The sequence below is a fragment of the Bacteroides sp. D2 genome (assembly GCF_025147085.1).
Taxonomy (GTDB): domain Bacteria; phylum Bacteroidota; class Bacteroidia; order Bacteroidales; family Bacteroidaceae; genus Bacteroides.
Map to the genome: position 1 here is coordinate 1964887 of NZ_CP102261.1, position 17023 is coordinate 1981909.

Annotated in this window: 8 protein-coding genes and 1 pseudogene; 7 read left to right on the plus strand and 2 right to left on the minus strand. The window is 42.9% G+C overall.

The genetic code is table 11. The features are described from left to right. The first annotated feature begins 59 nt into the window (after positions 1–59). The 7 genes and pseudogenes from NQ505_RS06630 (at position 60) to NQ505_RS06660 (ending at position 13991) form a co-directional block, all read left to right on the plus strand. Positions 60–2267 (plus strand): glycoside hydrolase family 3 N-terminal domain-containing protein, encoded by a 2208-nt coding sequence (locus tag NQ505_RS06630; protein ID WP_009001062.1) that lies wholly within the window; start codon positions 60–62, stop codon positions 2265–2267. A gap of 37 nt (positions 2268–2304) precedes the next feature. Beyond that, positions 2305–4758: a beta-glucosidase gene (locus NQ505_RS06635; RefSeq protein WP_008646513.1), complete on the plus strand. Its 2454-nt coding sequence runs from the start codon at positions 2305–2307 to the stop codon at positions 4756–4758. Positions 4759–5487: 729 nt separating this feature from the next. Continuing rightward, positions 5488–5892, plus strand: coding sequence for a hypothetical protein (locus tag NQ505_RS06640; RefSeq protein ID WP_009001061.1), 405 nt, complete (start codon positions 5488–5490; stop codon positions 5890–5892). Next, a complete protein-coding gene (tnpB, locus tag NQ505_RS06645) occupies positions 5880–6230 on the plus strand; it encodes an IS66 family insertion sequence element accessory protein TnpB (RefSeq protein WP_004296723.1) in 351 nt (116 codons plus the stop codon). Before NQ505_RS06640 ends, tnpB begins: the two co-directional genes overlap by 13 nt. Positions 6231–6316: 86 nt before the next feature. Beyond that, positions 6317–7882, plus strand: coding sequence for an IS66 family transposase (gene tnpC, locus NQ505_RS06650; protein ID WP_259827539.1), 1566 nt, complete (start codon positions 6317–6319; stop codon positions 7880–7882). Positions 7883–8713: 831 nt separating this feature from the next. Beyond that, a pseudogene (locus NQ505_RS06655) lies at positions 8714–11979 on the plus strand (SusC/RagA family TonB-linked outer membrane protein). An 11-nt stretch (positions 11980–11990) separates the two neighbouring features. Continuing rightward, on the plus strand, positions 11991–13991 hold the full coding sequence (locus NQ505_RS06660; protein ID WP_009001057.1) for a RagB/SusD family nutrient uptake outer membrane protein: 2001 nt from the start codon (positions 11991–11993) through the stop codon (positions 13989–13991). Between the two features lie 103 nt (positions 13992–14094). Here the strand turns inward: NQ505_RS06660 and NQ505_RS06665 are convergent, their stop codons facing one another. Both NQ505_RS06665 and NQ505_RS06670 read right to left on the minus strand, forming a co-directional pair. Beyond that, positions 14095–15105 (minus strand): 2-oxoacid:ferredoxin oxidoreductase subunit beta, encoded by a 1011-nt coding sequence (locus tag NQ505_RS06665; protein WP_004302501.1) that lies wholly within the window; start codon positions 15103–15105, stop codon positions 14095–14097. Positions 15106–15108: 3 nt separating this feature from the next. Further along, the gene (locus NQ505_RS06670; protein WP_032854016.1) at positions 15109–16959 is read right to left on the minus strand and encodes a 2-oxoacid:acceptor oxidoreductase subunit alpha; all 1851 of its coding nucleotides are present in this window, start codon (positions 16957–16959) and stop codon (positions 15109–15111) included. Positions 16960–17023: the final 64 nt, after the last annotated feature.

Consider the following 17023-nt stretch of genomic DNA (forward strand, 5'->3'; position numbering starts at 1 on the left):
CATGTTGTGGCTGTCTGATAAAGCTATATTTATATACTAATTAACCGACGAAAACACCGATGAGAAAGAAAGTATTGGTTTACGGATTATGTTTGCTAGGTTCTATATGCACCCTTTCGGCAAAAGATAAAAAAGATGTTGCACTATATAAAGATCCGAAGGCTCCGATAGAGAAACGCGTAAATGATCTCCTATCCCGCATGACTTTGGAAGAGAAAGTGATGCAGCTTAATCAATATACCCTGGGACGGAATAACAATGTGAATAATGTAGGTGAAGAAGTGAAGAAAGTGCCCGCAGAAATCGGTTCTCTGATTTACTTCGAAACAAATCCCGCACTGCGTAATAGTATGCAGAAAAAAGCAATGGAAGAGTCTCGTCTGGGTATTCCTATTATTTTCGGCTACGATGCAATTCATGGTTTCCGTACCGTGTATCCTATTTCGTTGGCACAGGCTTGTTCCTGGAATCCGGATTTGGTAGAGCAGGCGTGTGCTGTATCTGCACAGGAAGCGCGTATGTCGGGAGTGGACTGGACTTTCTCACCGATGATTGATGTGGCTCGTGATCCCCGCTGGGGACGTGTGGCAGAGGGTTATGGTGAAGATCCTTATACAAACGGGGTATTCGGTGCAGCTTCCGTCAAAGGTTATCAAGGAGATGACTTGTCAGCAGAAAACCGTATGGCAGCTTGTCTGAAACATTATGTAGGTTACGGGGCATCCGAAGCCGGGCGTGACTATGTCTATACCGAGATATCCAAACAAACTCTTTGGGATACTTATCTGCTCCCTTACGAGATGGGTGTGAAAGCAGGTGCGGCAACACTGATGAGTTCCTTTAATGATATCAGCGGTGTGCCGGGTTCGGCCAATTCTTACATAATGACCGAGATATTAAAGAAACGTTGGGGGCATGATGGATTTATTGTTTCCGATTGGGGAGCCATCGAACAGTTGAAAAATCAGGGATTGGCAGCGACCAAAAAAGAAGCAGCCTGGCATGCGTTTACTGCCGGTCTTGAAATGGATATGATGTCTCATGCTTACGACCGCCATTTGCAGGAGTTGGTAGAAGAGGGCAGAGTATCGGTAGCTCAAGTAGATGAAGCTGTACGTCGTGTTCTACTTTTGAAATTCCGTCTCGGCCTGTTCGAACGTCCTTATACTCCCGCAACAAGTGAGAAAGAACGTTTCTTCCGTCCGCAAAGTATGGATATTGCAGCCCGGCTTGCGGCGGAATCCATGGTCTTGCTGAAAAATGAAAACAAAACATTACCGCTGACTGATAAAAAGAAGATTGCCGTGATAGGACCAATGGCAAAAAATGGTTGGGACTTGTTGGGTTCCTGGTGTGGTCATGGAAAAGATACGGATGTTGCCATGCTCTATAATGGACTGGCTACTGAATTTGCAGGAAAAGCTGAATTGCGTTATGCAGCAGGCTGTGCTACGAAAGGAGATAACAAAGAAGGATTTGCAGAAGCATTGGAAGCTGCACGCTGGTCTGATGTAGTTGTTCTTTGTTTGGGTGAGATGATGACCTGGAGTGGGGAGAATGCTTCCCGTTCTTCTATCGCATTACCGCAGATTCAGGAAGAACTGGCCGCAGAACTGAAGAAAGCCGGAAAGCCTATCGTACTGGTATTGGTGAATGGACGTCCGTTGGAATTGAATCGTCTGGAACCGATTTCCGATGCTATACTGGAAATCTGGCAACCGGGTGTGAATGGCGCGTTGCCGATGGCCGGTATATTATCAGGACGTATCAACCCATCCGGTAAACTTGCCATGACATTCCCTTATTCAACGGGACAAATTCCTATTTATTACAATCGCCGCAAGAGCGGACGTGGACATCAAGGATTCTATAAAGATATAACAAGCGATCCGTTATATCCGTTCGGGCATGGATTAAGTTATACCGAATTTAAGTATGGCACCGTTACCCCTTCTGTTACTAAAGTGAAGCGCGGCGATCGATTGTCTGTAGAAGTGACTGTCACTAATGTCGGTGCTCGCGATGGAGCAGAGACTGTTCATTGGTTTATATCCGATCCGTATTGCTCGATTACCCGCCCGGTGAAAGAACTGAAACACTTTGAAAAACAGTTGATTAAAGCCGGAGAAACGAAGACTTTCCGTTTTGACATAGACCTGGAACGTGATTTCGGTTTTGTCAATGAGGATGGTAAACGGTTCCTTGAAGCCGGAGAATATCATATTTTGGTACAGGGACAGACCGTTAAAATAGAACTGATAGACTAGTTGGTTTTTAACAATGCTATATTAATACAAAATCACCATGAAAAAGAAAATAGGAGGCATAGGTTTATGTATGCTTGCATGGAGCATATTAACCTGTGCGCAGACAATCACTCCCCAAGCCGAACAACGTGCCAGGGAAATTGTATCTAAAATGACTTTGCAAGAGAAAATAGAGTATATCTCCGGATATACCAGCTTCTCGCTTCGTGCAATCCCCCGTCTGGGGATTCCTGAAATAAAACTGGCGGACGGACCGCAGGGAATTCGTAATCATGCCCCCAAGAGCACTCTCTATCCTTCCGGAATACTTTCCGCTTCTACCTGGAACCGGAGTCTGCTTTATCAACTGGGGCAAGGATTGGGACAGGATGCCAAAGCCAGAGGAGTGAATATACTGCTCGGACCGGGAGTAAATATCTACCGTGCTCCTATGTGTGGACGTAACTTTGAATACTTTGGCGAAGACCCTTATTTAACGGGTGAAACGGCTAAACAATATATCCTAGGCGTGCAATCGGAAGGAGTTATTGCCACCATCAAGCACTTTGCAGCTAATAATCAGGAATGGAGCCGTCATCATGCCAGTTCGGACATAGACGAACGTACTTTGCACGAGATTTATTTTCCGGCCTTTCGGAAAGCTGTACAGGAAGCGAATGTAAGTGCTGTAATGAACAGCTATAATCTTCTGAACGGTGTCCATGCTACCGAACATAAATGGTTGAATATTGATATCTTGCGTAATCTCTGGGGATTTAAAGGTATCTTAATGTCGGACTGGACTTCCGTATATTCTGCCGTAGGAGCCGCTAATGCCGGACTTGATCTTGAAATGCCGAAAGGACGTTTTATGAATGTCGACAATCTTATACCTGCTATCAAAAACGGTACGGTGACAGAAGAAACCATCAATCTGAAAGTGCAGCATATCTTGCAGACCTTGATTGCTTACGGCATGCTGGATAAGGAACAGAAAGACAGTAACATCGCGCAGGATAATCCTTTTTCCCGCCAGGCTGCTTTAGAACTGGCACGCGAAGGTGTAGTCTTACTGAAGAATGAAGGAAATCTACTCCCCTTGAAAGGAAAGACTGCTGTGATGGGGCCCAATGCCGACCGCATTCCTACGGGTGGTGGAAGTGGTTTTGTAACTCCATTTTCTACGGTATCTGTTAGTGAGGGACTGGAAAAACTGAAAAAAAAGAACCTCGTTCTGTTGACGGACGATGTGATTTATGAGGATATTCTTCATGAATTTTACGCGGATGCCGCTCGGCAGACGAAAGGATTTAAAGCCGAATATTTTAAGAATAAAACGCTTTCGGGACAACCGGAGGTCATTCGTACAGAAGCATCAGTTGATTATGACTGGCAATATGGAGCACCACTGGAAGGTTTTCCGGAAGATGGATTTTCTGTCCGTTGGACAGCCAGTTATATGTCTCAAAAGGATGGATTATTAAAACTATCCATTGGTGGCGATGATGGTTATCGCCTGTTTGTGAATGATAAGCATATTACAGGCGACTGGGGTAATCATTCATATTCAAGCCGTGAAGTGGAACTGCCGGTTGAGGCAGGTAAAGAATACAGCTTCCGAATCGAGTTTTTTGATAATATCTCTTCAGCAATTATCCGTTTTAAAGCATCCAGGCTGAATGAAGAGAAACTTCGTCAAGGATTGGCAAAGGTGGATAATGTTGTATTCTGTACCGGTTTCAATAGCAATACAGAAGGAGAGGGGTTCGATCGCCCGTTTGCTCTGTTACATTATCAGGAATTATTCATTCAGAAAGTAGCTTCTCTGCATCCGAATCTGGTAGTAGTGTTAAATGCTGGCGGTGGAGTTGACTTTACCTCTTGGCATGAGGCTGCAAAAGCGATTTTGATGGCATGGTATCCCGGACAGGAGGGTGGACAGGCAATAGCCGAAATATTGACTGGAAAGATTTCTCCGAGTGGTAAGTTGCCGATTTCTATCGAAAAGAAATGGGAAGATAATCCGGTGCATGACAGCTATTATGAGAATCTGAAAGCGGAAATTAAACGTGTCGATTATTCAGAGGGTGTTTTTGTTGGCTATCGGGGATATGACCGTTCGGGTAAAGAACCTTTTTATCCATTTGGCTATGGGTTGTCTTATTCTACTTTCGCTTATAGTAATTTAGCTGTGGAGAAAACCGGTGAACATCAGGTGACGGTTAGCTTTGATATAAAGAATACAGGAAAAATGGATGCTTCGGAAATAGCCCAGGTATATGTGCATGATGTAGAATCTTCCGTTCCCCGTCCTTTGAAAGAACTGAAAGGCTATGATAAGGTGTTCTTGAAGAAAGGAGAGACACAACGCCTTTCTATTGTATTGAATGAAGACGCATTTTCTTATTACGATATGAATCAACACCGCTTTGTAGTAGAAAAGGGGGTATTTGAGATTCTTGTCGGTCCGGCTTCCAATCAATTACCTTTAAAGGCTGCGATTGAATTATAATTACTGAATAGTGAATTGACAAATAAATAATTAAAACTTAATCGACTCTATAAAGTTTGAAAATGCAAAAACATCTTGCACCTTACACTAATCGGATTCAATTAGCTGATATACAATTGTTTTATGCAGTGCAAGATACGGTTGCAGATGTGTGTAAGATACCTTTATCTCACACGCTGTCTCGTGTGTAAGAATCTTGGCATATTTATAGAAGACTATGTAGTAATTTGTAGAATCCATGCATCAAATGTCTTGTTCATGCCGGTAAACAATCTGTTTCAAGGCGGGAAACTATTTGTTTCATACGCTTGAAACAAACTGTTTGCAGGTTTAAAACAAAATAAAACTGCCGTCAACCGGAAATTAGCACCTAAGTAATCAGACACTAATACTCTATCTCTAGGATATTAATACCTGAATTGTAGAGTATATATACGCAACGTGTTGGACATATATATCCAACACGTTGCGCATATATGCCCTGTATATTGGATATATATGTCCTTAATCTATATGAAAGACTCTACATGGTGAAGGAGGTGAAGGATGCTTTCTTCTGTATTTTGTGCTTTATGTCACTGTAAACCGTTGACTCATAGCTGTTCAGCTGAAGGTGAAACCTGTGAACCTTCTAAATGCTTCTTAATAGTTGTGTAAGCGTCTCCGCGATTCTATCTTGTCGTCCTTTTTTCATTCTTATATTTTTGCTATGTATAAAAATGAAGCATTATGGATTTAGCAGAAAATCGATTTGGAAAAACTTGGAAACATTTCCTTGAAGTATTGAAAGTAGACTACAATTGTTCTTTAGCCGATGTTTGCCGCGATCAGCATACCACTTTTGGTGGTATGAGTTCCTGGATGTCCAGACGGGGCTATAGCGTTAAACAAGCCAAGGCAGATGTGGTCCGTGATTATTATGGCGGCATTGAACCCTCCCAACCGACAACTTCCTCTCCTTCATTCACTCAAATAGCACCCGCCATGTTGTCGGAAGAAGAGTTTAGTCTTGCCGGGATCACAATCACCTTTAACAGTGGAACCACCATTTCGGTCAAACGGGCCACACCCGGTGGTGTTATTAAAATGTTGCGCGATTACGAAAGAAAGGAGGGAGATCCATGTATTCTCTAACATCAGCCAATCGATACTATCTGTACCAGGGCTTTGTTCGTATGAACCTTGGCATTGACGGTTTATTCAAAATTATACGATCGGAAATGAAGGACTTGTCTCCCGTTTCCGGAGATATCTTTTTATTCTTTGGTAAAAACCGACAAAGTGTAAAAATACTGCGTTGGGATGGCGATGGCTTTCTTCTGTACTACAAGCGCCTCGAAGGTGGAAGTTTTGAGTTACCGACATTTAACCCCAATACAGGTAATTACGAGATTTCTTATCAGGTTTTGTCTTTTATCTTAAATGGAGTGTCATTAAAGTCTGTACGGTTGAGAAAGCGTTTTAGGATCTAATTCAACATTCTGATTATTAGTTATTTGCGCTAAAGATATCATCCGGTTTATTTGGCCAATTCGTTGATTTTTTATATCTTTATGCCATGAAAAAGGATGAGATCATAGAGTTATTGAAGGAACAAATCAAGGGATTACGAGATGACAACAACAGACTCTTGGACCAAATAGATGCTTTGATAAAGGAGGTTTCTTCCCTTAAAGAGGCACTCCTTCAAAAAGGCGAATCTCTTAGCAAGCAACAGCGCCTTACTAAGGGACTCGCCAAACTTGTATCCAACACATCCGAACAGCAACAGGCTCCCCAATCTGCCATATCCGAAGAAGAGCGGCAGAAGATAGAAGCGGAAAAAGCAGATAAGCGTAAAGCAAGAAAGAACAATGGGGCCAAACGTGACATGCATTATGAGATGGAGGAAGAAGAACATGTCGTTTATCCCGATGATCCCGATTTTGACATCAATAAGGCCCGGTTGTTTACCACTGTTCCCAGAATATGCGTCCGCTATGAATGTGTACCCATGCGCTTCATCAAGCATGTCTACAAGATACACACCTATACGCAAGAAGGTCGCCTGTTTGAGGGAAAAACACCGGCTTCGGCCTTCTTGAATTCCAGCTATGACGGTTCATTTATTGCCGGATTGATGGAATTACGTTATATACAATCGCTACCTGTTGAAAGAATCATCAACTACTTCGAGAGTCATGGCTTTACGCTGAAGAAACCTACGGCTCATAAGTTGATAGAGAAAGCCTCAAACCTCTTCGAAAATCTTTATAAGTGCATCCGGCAGACAGCTTTGAGTGATCCTTATAAGGCAGCCGATGAAACCTATTACAAAATACTCGTCCCGGAAAAGAACAGCAAGGGAAAAGGAGTCAGGAAGGGATACCTTTGGGTGGTTGTCGGCATAAACACCAGGATGATATACTTGCTCTATGATGACGGCTCCCGGTCTGAAAGAGTTATTCTTAACGAATTAGGCAGTTGCAAAGGTATCATACAAAGCGATGGTTACTCACCTTACCGGAAGCTCGAAAGCGATGCTTATCCCAATATCACACGCATCCCGTGCTTGCAACATATAAAACGGAAATTTATAGATTGCGGTGAGAAGGACCCGGATGCAAAAAGAATCGTGGAGCTGATAAACGCACTTTATCAAAACGAGCATAAGCATAAAGTTGAGGTTGAGGGATGGACGGTAGAACAGAATCTTACGCATCGAAAAAAGTATGCGCCGGACATACTCGGAGAAATAAAAGATGTGCTTGATGAAATAGAAGAACGGGGGGATTTATTACCTAAGAGCGAACTGCAGGAAGCCATTACCTATCTTCGCAATGAGTGGAATGCAGTGGTGGACATCTTTAATTATGGTGACACTTATCTGGACAACAATATGGTTGAACGGATGAACCGGTACATATCCTTATCAAGAAAAAACTCATTGTTCTTCGGCAGCCATAAGGGGGCCGAACGAGGCGCCATACTCTATACGATAGCACTCACTTGTAGGATGCATAAAGTGAATTTATTTGAGTATCTCACGGATGTGATAAACAGAACAGCCGAATGGCAACCGAACACACCAATTGAAAAATACAGGGAACTGCTTCCTGACAGATGGGAAAAGGCTAATGACTAAAAAGGGATCATTAGCCTTTTTATTTTAATACACTATATAGAATCGCGGAGACGCTTACATAGTTGTATATTCGTTTTCAGAAATTTAGTGTTGAGTTTATAGCTATGAACCTGGTTCCAGTTTTCTACCCTTTTCTCCATCCTTCTCCATTTTTTATTTATAAATAAGTACCTGTTAAAATAGCTTCTTATCATCAGTTCTCTATCCATAAAGTTAATGATATTGATAAATAGGTGTTATTTAGTCAAAGGAAATGAGTAGTGTATATTGCAATATCGATTAGAGAAGGAGAGAAATGAAAACCGAGTTCTTAACGAACTTGGTTTTATTTTGATATGAAAACGAATGCCTTATTATTTTTAATTCTTAATAACAACAAAAGAATCGTTTAGAATATCATTATGGTGAAGCAAAAGTAGAATAAAATGAAATATTACGCAAGTAAATCTACTAAAATATTTTAAAACGGGATAGCTGGATTGTTGTGTTTTCTGGCAACAAAATGGGATAACAGTTTTATCAACTTGCCTTCGGTATCAAAATAAGTATTTATTATATAGCAATTTACATACAAATCGTCTCAAACTCAAAGCGGTGCGAGTGTATGGATGACTGTTTTATCTAAAATGTCCTTCCAAGTTGTGTTTCCAAGCATAGGTAAAACCAAGTTCGTTAAGAACTCTGGCAAGTATTAACCTAAGATAAAAATAGAAAAGCCTATGGAAAACTAAACACACAAATTGCCTGAAACATGGTGTCAAATAATATATGAAGGCACCATAAAACCTTAGAAATTCTAACTTACTAATGTCTAACTGAATAAATTAAAGTATGACAAGAAAAACTAACCGATGCCCGGCCTTTATGGAAGGACGGGGAACACGTTGCCTGAAAATAGCAGCAGTTGCTACTTTATTGTTATGGTGCACACAACCTATGCAAGCAGTAGCTAATACTAATGAAACACAGGAAACTGCTGATATACAGCAGCAAAAAGTAAAGACTACAGGTGTTGTAGTGGATGAAAACGGAGAACCTCTTATTGGAGTCTCTGTAAAGGTGCAAGGTACTGCCACAGGTACTGTTACTGATCTCAACGGACGCTTCTCTATCGATTCCCCCAAAGGAGCAGTTCTCTCACTTTCGTTTATTGGTTATAAAACTATTACCGTGAAAGCTGATGGGACACCCCTTAATATCGTTATGAAAGAAGATTCGGAACAGCTCGACGAAGTAGTCGTTGTAGGCTACGGAACACAAAAAAAAGTAAATGTAACCGGTGCGGTAGGTATGGTCGATGCGAAAGTGTTGGCTGCACGTCCTGTAACCAATGTGGCGCAGGCCCTACAGGGTACAGTGCCAGGCTTGAACTTCACGGTAGGAAGTGAAGGTGGGCCTTGGATGGTTCGATGAGTTTTAATATTCGTGGTGCAGGAACAATCGGTGATGGTTCCGGGTCGTCTCCACTTGTGTTGATTGACGGTATCGAAGGTAATCTTAATTCGTTGAATCCGAATGATATAGAAACGGTTTCTGTTTTGAAAGACGCTGCTTCTGCCTCTATTTATGGAGCGCGTGCTGCTTTTGGTGTTATTCTGATTCAGACCAAGAAAGGGAAAGCGGGTAAAGCCAGAGTCAGTTATAATGGAAATGTCCGTTTCAGCGACGCGGTATCAGTGCCTGAAATGATGGACTCATATACTTTTGCACAGTACTTTAATCGTGCCGCAGAGAATGCGGGCAGATCCGGTGAGGCTCCGTTCTCATCCGAGCAGTTACAGAAAATAAAAGATTATCAGGAGGGAAAGATAACATCCGTCACAACACTGAATACGAATAATAACCGTTGGAACAATTATGGCGGAGCGAATGCCAATACGGATTGGTTTAAAGAATTCTACAATGACTGGGTGCCATCTCAAGAACATAATCTAAGTATTTCGGGAGGTAATGAGAAAATCCAATTTTCATTGAGCGGTAGTTTTATGGACCAGAACGGTCTGTTGCGGCATGGTGAAGATAATTTGCAACGTTATACAATGAACAGCACCATTACAGCGCAGATCACAGATTGGTTCAGAGTGAACTATTCTACCAAATGGACACGTGAGGACTTTGACCGACCCTCTTATCTGACCGGGCTATTCTTCCATAATATCGCTCGCCGCTGGCCCACCTGTCCGGCTTACGATCCTAATGGCTATCCCATGAATGGTGTGGAAATTACAGAATTGGAGGATGGTGGCCGACAAACCAACCAGAAAGACTTGAATACTCAACAGTTGCAGTTTGTGTTTGAACCGGTCAAGAACTGGACAATTAATATCGAGGGTGCTCTAAGAACGGAAAACAAAAATGAACATTGGGAAGTATTACCTATCTTCTCTCATGACGGTGACGGTAATCCGTATTCTATACCATGGGGAAGTTATGGAGCCGGCAGTTCCGTTGTGAACGAATATAATTATAAAGAGAATTATTACAGCACGAATATCTATTCCGATTATTTTAAACAATATGAAAGCGGTCATTACTTTAAAGTGATGGCAGGTTTTAATGCGGAGTTGTATAAGACAAGAAGTTTGTCGGGGCAGAAGAATACGCTGATCTCCAATTCTGTGCCTACACTGAATACAGCAACGGAATCTCCTACTACTTCCGGTGGATATGCACACAATGGGGTAGCCGGATTCTTCGGGCGTATCAACTATAATTATAAAGAACGCTATCTGATAGAGTTGAACGGTCGTTATGACGGTTCGTCCCGTTTCATTAATGACAAGCGTTGGGGATTTTTCCCGTCATTGTCAGTCGGATGGAATATAGCACGTGAAGATTTCTTCAGGAATATAGCCGATAAAGCTCATATTGATGTATTGAAATTAAGAGGTTCATGGGGGCAGTTGGGTAATACGGATACTAAGGATGCATGGTATCCTTTCTATCAGACGATGCCACAAGGCACTGATTATAACTGGTTGGTGAATGGAAAAAGACCGAATTATGCAAGCCTACCCGGTATCGTCTCCAGCTTGAAGACTTGGGAAACGATTGAAACCTGGGATATCGGTTTGGACTGGGGGCTGTTTAATAATCGCTTGACCGGTTCGTTCGACTACTTTGTGCGTTGGACGTATGATATGATTGGCCCGGCTTCGGAATTGTCTTCCGTACTGGGTGCTACTCCTCCGAAAATCAACAATTCCGATATGAAATCCTATGGTTTTGAGCTGGAACTGGGGTGGAGAGATATGATTGGTGATTTCTCTTATGGTGCTAAATTTACGTTAGCCGATGACCAACAGAAAATCACTCGCTATCCGAATGAAAACAACAAACTTTCCGAAGCATATTATCCGGGAATGATGAAAGGAGAAATCTGGGGATATGAAACGGTAGGTATCGCACAATCACAGGAAGAGATGGATGCCCATTTGGCCAAAGTGGATCAGTCTTCTTTGGGAAGCAAGTGGGGAGCAGGGGATATTATGTATAAGGATGTAGACGGCGATGGAGTGATCTCGACAGGTGATAATACCACAGAGAAACCCGGCGACCGTGTGATTTTGGGCAATAATACACCTCGATTTAAATATGGTATCACGTTGGATGCAGCATGGAAAGGTGTCGATTTCCGCATATTTCTGCAAGGAGTGGCCAAGCGCGATTATGTGTTGAGCGGCCCCTATTTCTGGGGAGCCAATGGAGTGGACGAATGGCAGGCTACCGGATTTAAGGAACATTGGGACTTCTGGCGTCCGGAGGGTGACCCGTTGGGTGCTAATACAAATGCCTATTATCCACGCGTATTGAAAAGTGATTCGAGAAACATGGCAGTGCAGAGCCGCTATATTCAGAATGCCGCTTACTGCCGTATTAAGAATGTTCAGATAGGCTATACATTACCCAAGAGCTGGACGAATAAAGCCGGAATGTCTTCAGTTCGCGTATATGTGTCGGGTGACAATCTGTTGACATTCTCTCATATGTCCAAGATTTTCGACCCGGAGGCTTTGGAAAGCACTTATGATGCGAATAATGGTAAACTCTATCCGTTGCAGCGCACCATCTCGGTAGGTTTAAATGTTAACTTCTAATTTTAAGGCTTATGAAACTGAAACATATTATATTACAAACAATCTTGATGGCAGGAGCTACGTGGTCGCTTACATCTTGTAATGATTTTCTGGATATGGCGCCTCTGGATCAGGTGACTCCGCAAGAGTATTTTAATACGGCGGACCACTTGGCTGCATATAGTATTTCGCAGTACAACAACATCTTTTCAACGCATGGTGGATATGGAGTCGGTACAGTGAACAATGACCAGAATACAGATAATATGGTAGCCGGAGGATATTCTTCCACCTATTTTGAGAAAGGTCAGTGGCGTGTTCCTAATACTGGAGGTGGCTGGGATTTTACTCAAATTCGCTATTGCAATTATTTCTTCGAAAATGTGCTTCCTAAATTCGAGGTGGGCAAGATTGTGGGCAATCGTGAACAGATTCTTCACTATGTCGGCGAAATGTACTTTATCCGTGCATGGATTTATTACAGTAAACTGAAATCATTCGGAGATTTTCCAATTATAACCGAAGTATTGCCGGATAATCAGTCTGTTTTGACAGAGAAATCTGTTCGTCAGCCGCGTAATCTCGTAGCTCGTTTTATCATCAATCAGCTCGATTCCGCCGCCAAATATATGGTGGATGATATTTCAGGAAACAAAACGCGATTAACAAAGAATTGCGCGTTATTGATAAAGTCGCGCGTTGCTTTGTATGAGGCTACGTTTGAAAAGTATCATAAGGGAACAGGGCGTGTGCCGGGGGATGCAACCTGGCCGGGTAAGAGAATACATGCCGATTTCTCCACGAACATGGATAATGAAATCAATTTCTTTCTGGATGAGGCTATGAAAGCAGCGGAACAGGTGGCTGATGATATTACTTTGACCAATAATACCGGTCTGACCAATCCGAAAAACATATCGGGGATTGTTGGCTGGAATCCATATTTCGAGATGTTTGCGGAAGAAGATATGAGTAGTTATTCCGAAGTTCTTTTCTGGAAGCAATATATGAATGGTGGTGGCGTGTCAATCACGCATGGCACACCGGCTTATATTTTTACTGGAGGTAATAATGGTATGCTGAAGAGCTTTGTAGACTGTTTTGTCATGAAAGACGGACTTCCCTATTATGCAGCAGGAGATGAATATAAAGGTGACAAAACTATCATGGATGTGAAAGAGAATCGTGATCTGCGTCTGCAAATGTTTGTTTTGGGCGAGAAGGATTTGCTTCCATCCAGTTCGACAGAAGAACCTGCACTTAAAGAATTCAAACAACCTAATATTATATCATTGGAAGCCCAAACATCTGATAATACCGGGTATCGGATTCGGAAATGCTTGACATATAATAATAAGCAGATTATTTCCGGTCAGTCGCAATCGACTACAGGCTGCATTATCTTTCGTGGTGTCGAAGCTTATCTGAATTATCTGGAAGCCTACTATTTGCGTAATAATAAGGTAGACGGTAAAGCGAAAAGCTATTGGGATGCAGTACGCAATCGGGCAGGCATTACAGGCAATTTCCAGACAACCATTGACAATACCGATATGAATAAGGAGACGGATTTGGCCGCTCATCCCGGTTCGTATGAAGTGGATGCTACCTTATATAATATCCGTCGCGAACGTCGTTGCGAGTTTATTGGCGAAGGAATGCGTTGGGATGACCTGGTGCGTTGGAGAGCTTGGGATGGCGTACTTACTAATAAGTTTATTCCTGAAGGGTATAACTTTTGGGAAGAGGCTTATAAAACTTATGAACTTCCGGAAGACGTTACTTTAAAAGATGATCCGGATGATGCTACTTCTAATATTTCCTCCAGAGCATTCAAGTATATTCGTCCTTTTAGCAAGGTGAGAATCAATAATCAGGTATATGATGGATATTCTTGGGCTAAAGCCAACTATTTGAGTCCGGTTGCTATTAATGAAATGAGACTTGCGTCTCCTGATAATAGTACAGATAATTCTGTTATTTATCAGAATCCGTATTGGCCGGAAAAAGTGGGTGGCACTGCTCTCGAATAGGTTGATATAAATATAGGTTACACGATAGAAAGAATGAAAGGCGTAGAAAGAGAGTTGATTCTCTTGTCTACGCCTTTATTATTTTATGGATTGAAGTGGTGAATTACTTCACTTCCCAAGTATCATTAGTCATTAGCAATTCCTGGAAATTATGATATTTCTTCTTGCCTTTAATTTCTTCAATCTGTCCAATTACAGCATCATTGTAAGTTGGAGCATCTACATCGCGGATCACACCGAGTGCAATCGGGAAATCAGGACCTTCCATTAACGCCAGTTTCAATTGAAGCGTATTATCTTGGCAGTGAGCATCGTGAATAAGAATATCTTTTTCTGTGATACCATTTTCACCAAGTTTCACCACTTTCAGTCCGAAACCTTCCTGCATCAATCCGAATTCCTTGTTTTCACCGAACAACATGGGTTTGCCATGTTCCAGATAGATAGCGTTCTTGGCACGTCCTTCTTTGGTGGCTACAGAAGCATGAGTTCCATCGTTGAAGATCACGCAGTTTTGCAGAACTTCTACAACAGAGGCGCCTTTGTGATTAGCGGCAGCTTTCAATACCTCTACAGAAGCGGCACCGTCTACTGCAATACAACGTGCAAAGAAATGTCCACGGGCACCAAAAGCAAGTTCTGCCGGATGGAATGGATCTTCTACGGTACCGTAAGGAGATGATTTAGTTACAAGTCCACGCTCCGAAGTCGGTGAATATTGTCCCTTTGTCAAACCGTAGATGCGGTTGTTCAGCAGGATCATATTCAAATCAATGTTACGGCGTAATGCGTGGATGAAGTGGTTACCACCAATTGCCAGACCGTCACCGTCACCGGAAATTTGCCAGATCGTCAAATCAGGGTTGGCCACTTTTGCACCTGTTGCAACAGCAGCGGCACGTCCGTGAATCGTGTGGAAGCCATACGTATTTACATAGTAGGGCAGGCGGGAAGAACAACCGATACCGGAAATGACGGCAATATTGTGCGGAGCTACTCCCAGTTCGGCCATAGCTTTGTGCAGTGAGTTCAGGAAAGCGTGGTCACCGCATCCCGGACACCAGCGAGGTTGGCCTGATTTATAATCTTGTACGGTATATACTTTATCGCTCATCTTTTATTCCTCCAATAATTTAGTGAATGCATCTATCAATTCTCTCGTAACGAAAGGTTGTCCTTTCACTTGGTTGAACTGGCTGATGTTCAATCCGGGTATCTTCATCCGTAAATAACCTGCGAATTGTCCCAAATTCTGTTCAGCTACTACGATCTTCTTGTATTTACGCAATACATCGGCTGTATTCTTTGGCAGCGGGTTGATGTACTGGAAGTGTGCGAAAGCCACTTTCTTTCCATGATCGCGCATAAAGTCCATAGCCAGACGGAGATGACCATACGTGCCGCCCCAACCAACAATCAGTAAATCTGCATCTTCATCACCCAGTACTTCGAGTTCGGGGATATAGTCTGCAATCTTATCCACTTTAGCTTGGCGGAGATGAACCATCTTATTATGGTTTTCTGGTTCGGTAGAGATCGCGCCTGTTTCATTGCTCTTTTCAAGACCGCCGATGCGATGCATGAAGCCTTCAGTTCCCGGAGTTGCCCAGTAACGTACGCCGGTTTCTTCATTGCGTTGGTATGGAGTCCAGTTACCAGCCATGTCCGGAGTCACGTATGGAGGATTGATGGCAGGATATTCGTTTAAGTTAGGAAGTTTCCAGGCTGCCGAGCCGTTAGCTACGAAAGCATCCGTCAGCAATACAACCGGAGTCATGTGTTCCAGAGCAATCTTACATGCCATGTATGCGGCATCAAAACAGTTCGTCGGTGAAGTTGCGGCAATCACCGGCATCGGGCTTTCACCATTACGTCCGTAAAGAGCCTGCAATAAGTCTGTCTGTTCTGATTTAGTAGGCAAACCTGTTGACGGACCGCCACGTTGCACATTTACAATCACCAATGGAAGTTCACCAATTACAGCAAGGTTCATAGCCTCACTCTTCAAACAAACACCGGGGCCGGAAGTAGTCGTTACAGCCAAAGCACCGGCAAAAGCGGCACCAACGGCAGAAGCACAACCTGCGATTTCATCTTCGCACTGTACGGTTTTTACTCCCAGTGATTTATGTTTAGCTAATTCGTGCAGAATATCAGTGGCCGGAGTGATAGGATAAGAACCCAGGTAGAGTTCCAGGCCTGCTTTCTCGGCAGCAGCAATCAAGCCATAAGCAGTTGCCTTATTTCCGTTGATATCTGTATAAAGTCCTTTTGATTTCGGAGCTTTACTTTCAATTTTATAAGTAGAGACAGAAGCATGTGTATTGGCACCATAGTTGAAACCATCGTTCAATACCTTAATATTAGCTTCTGCAATTTCGGGTTTCTTGGCGAATTTCTCACGCAACATTTTTTCAGCAGCGGCAAGGTTGCGGTTGAACAACCAGCAAACCAGTCCGAGTGCGAACATATTCTTACAACGGAGTGCTGATTTATTGTCTAGTCCGGAATCTTTCAGGCTCTCTTTACACATGGAAGAGATGGGAACTTCAAGTACTTCCTGTTTTACGCCTAATTCCTCAAAAGGATTGTCAGTCTTGAATTGTGCCTTTTCCAAATCTCTGGCTTCGAATGAGTCGGAGTCGGTAATGATAAGTCCTTGCGGTTTACAGAATTTGATTTGTGTTTTCAGTGCGGAAGGATTCATAGCCACTAATACGTGGCAACGGTCTCCGGGAGTGTAAACCTGTCCGGCACCGATGTGGACCTGAAAACCGGAAACACCGGTCAGTGAACCTTGCGGGGCGCGGATGTCTGCCGGGTAGTCAGGGAATGTACAGATGTCATTTCCTACCGTAGCCGACACGTTCGAGAAGATATTGCCGGCCAGCTGCATACCGTCGCCGGAGTCGCCGGAGAAACGTACTACTACTTCCTCCAATTCTTTAACCATCATTTCGTCTGCCATAACTTTAATTACTATATTTAATTTAAAAACTGATTTTACTTTCAATTTGTGAGCGCAAAGGTCG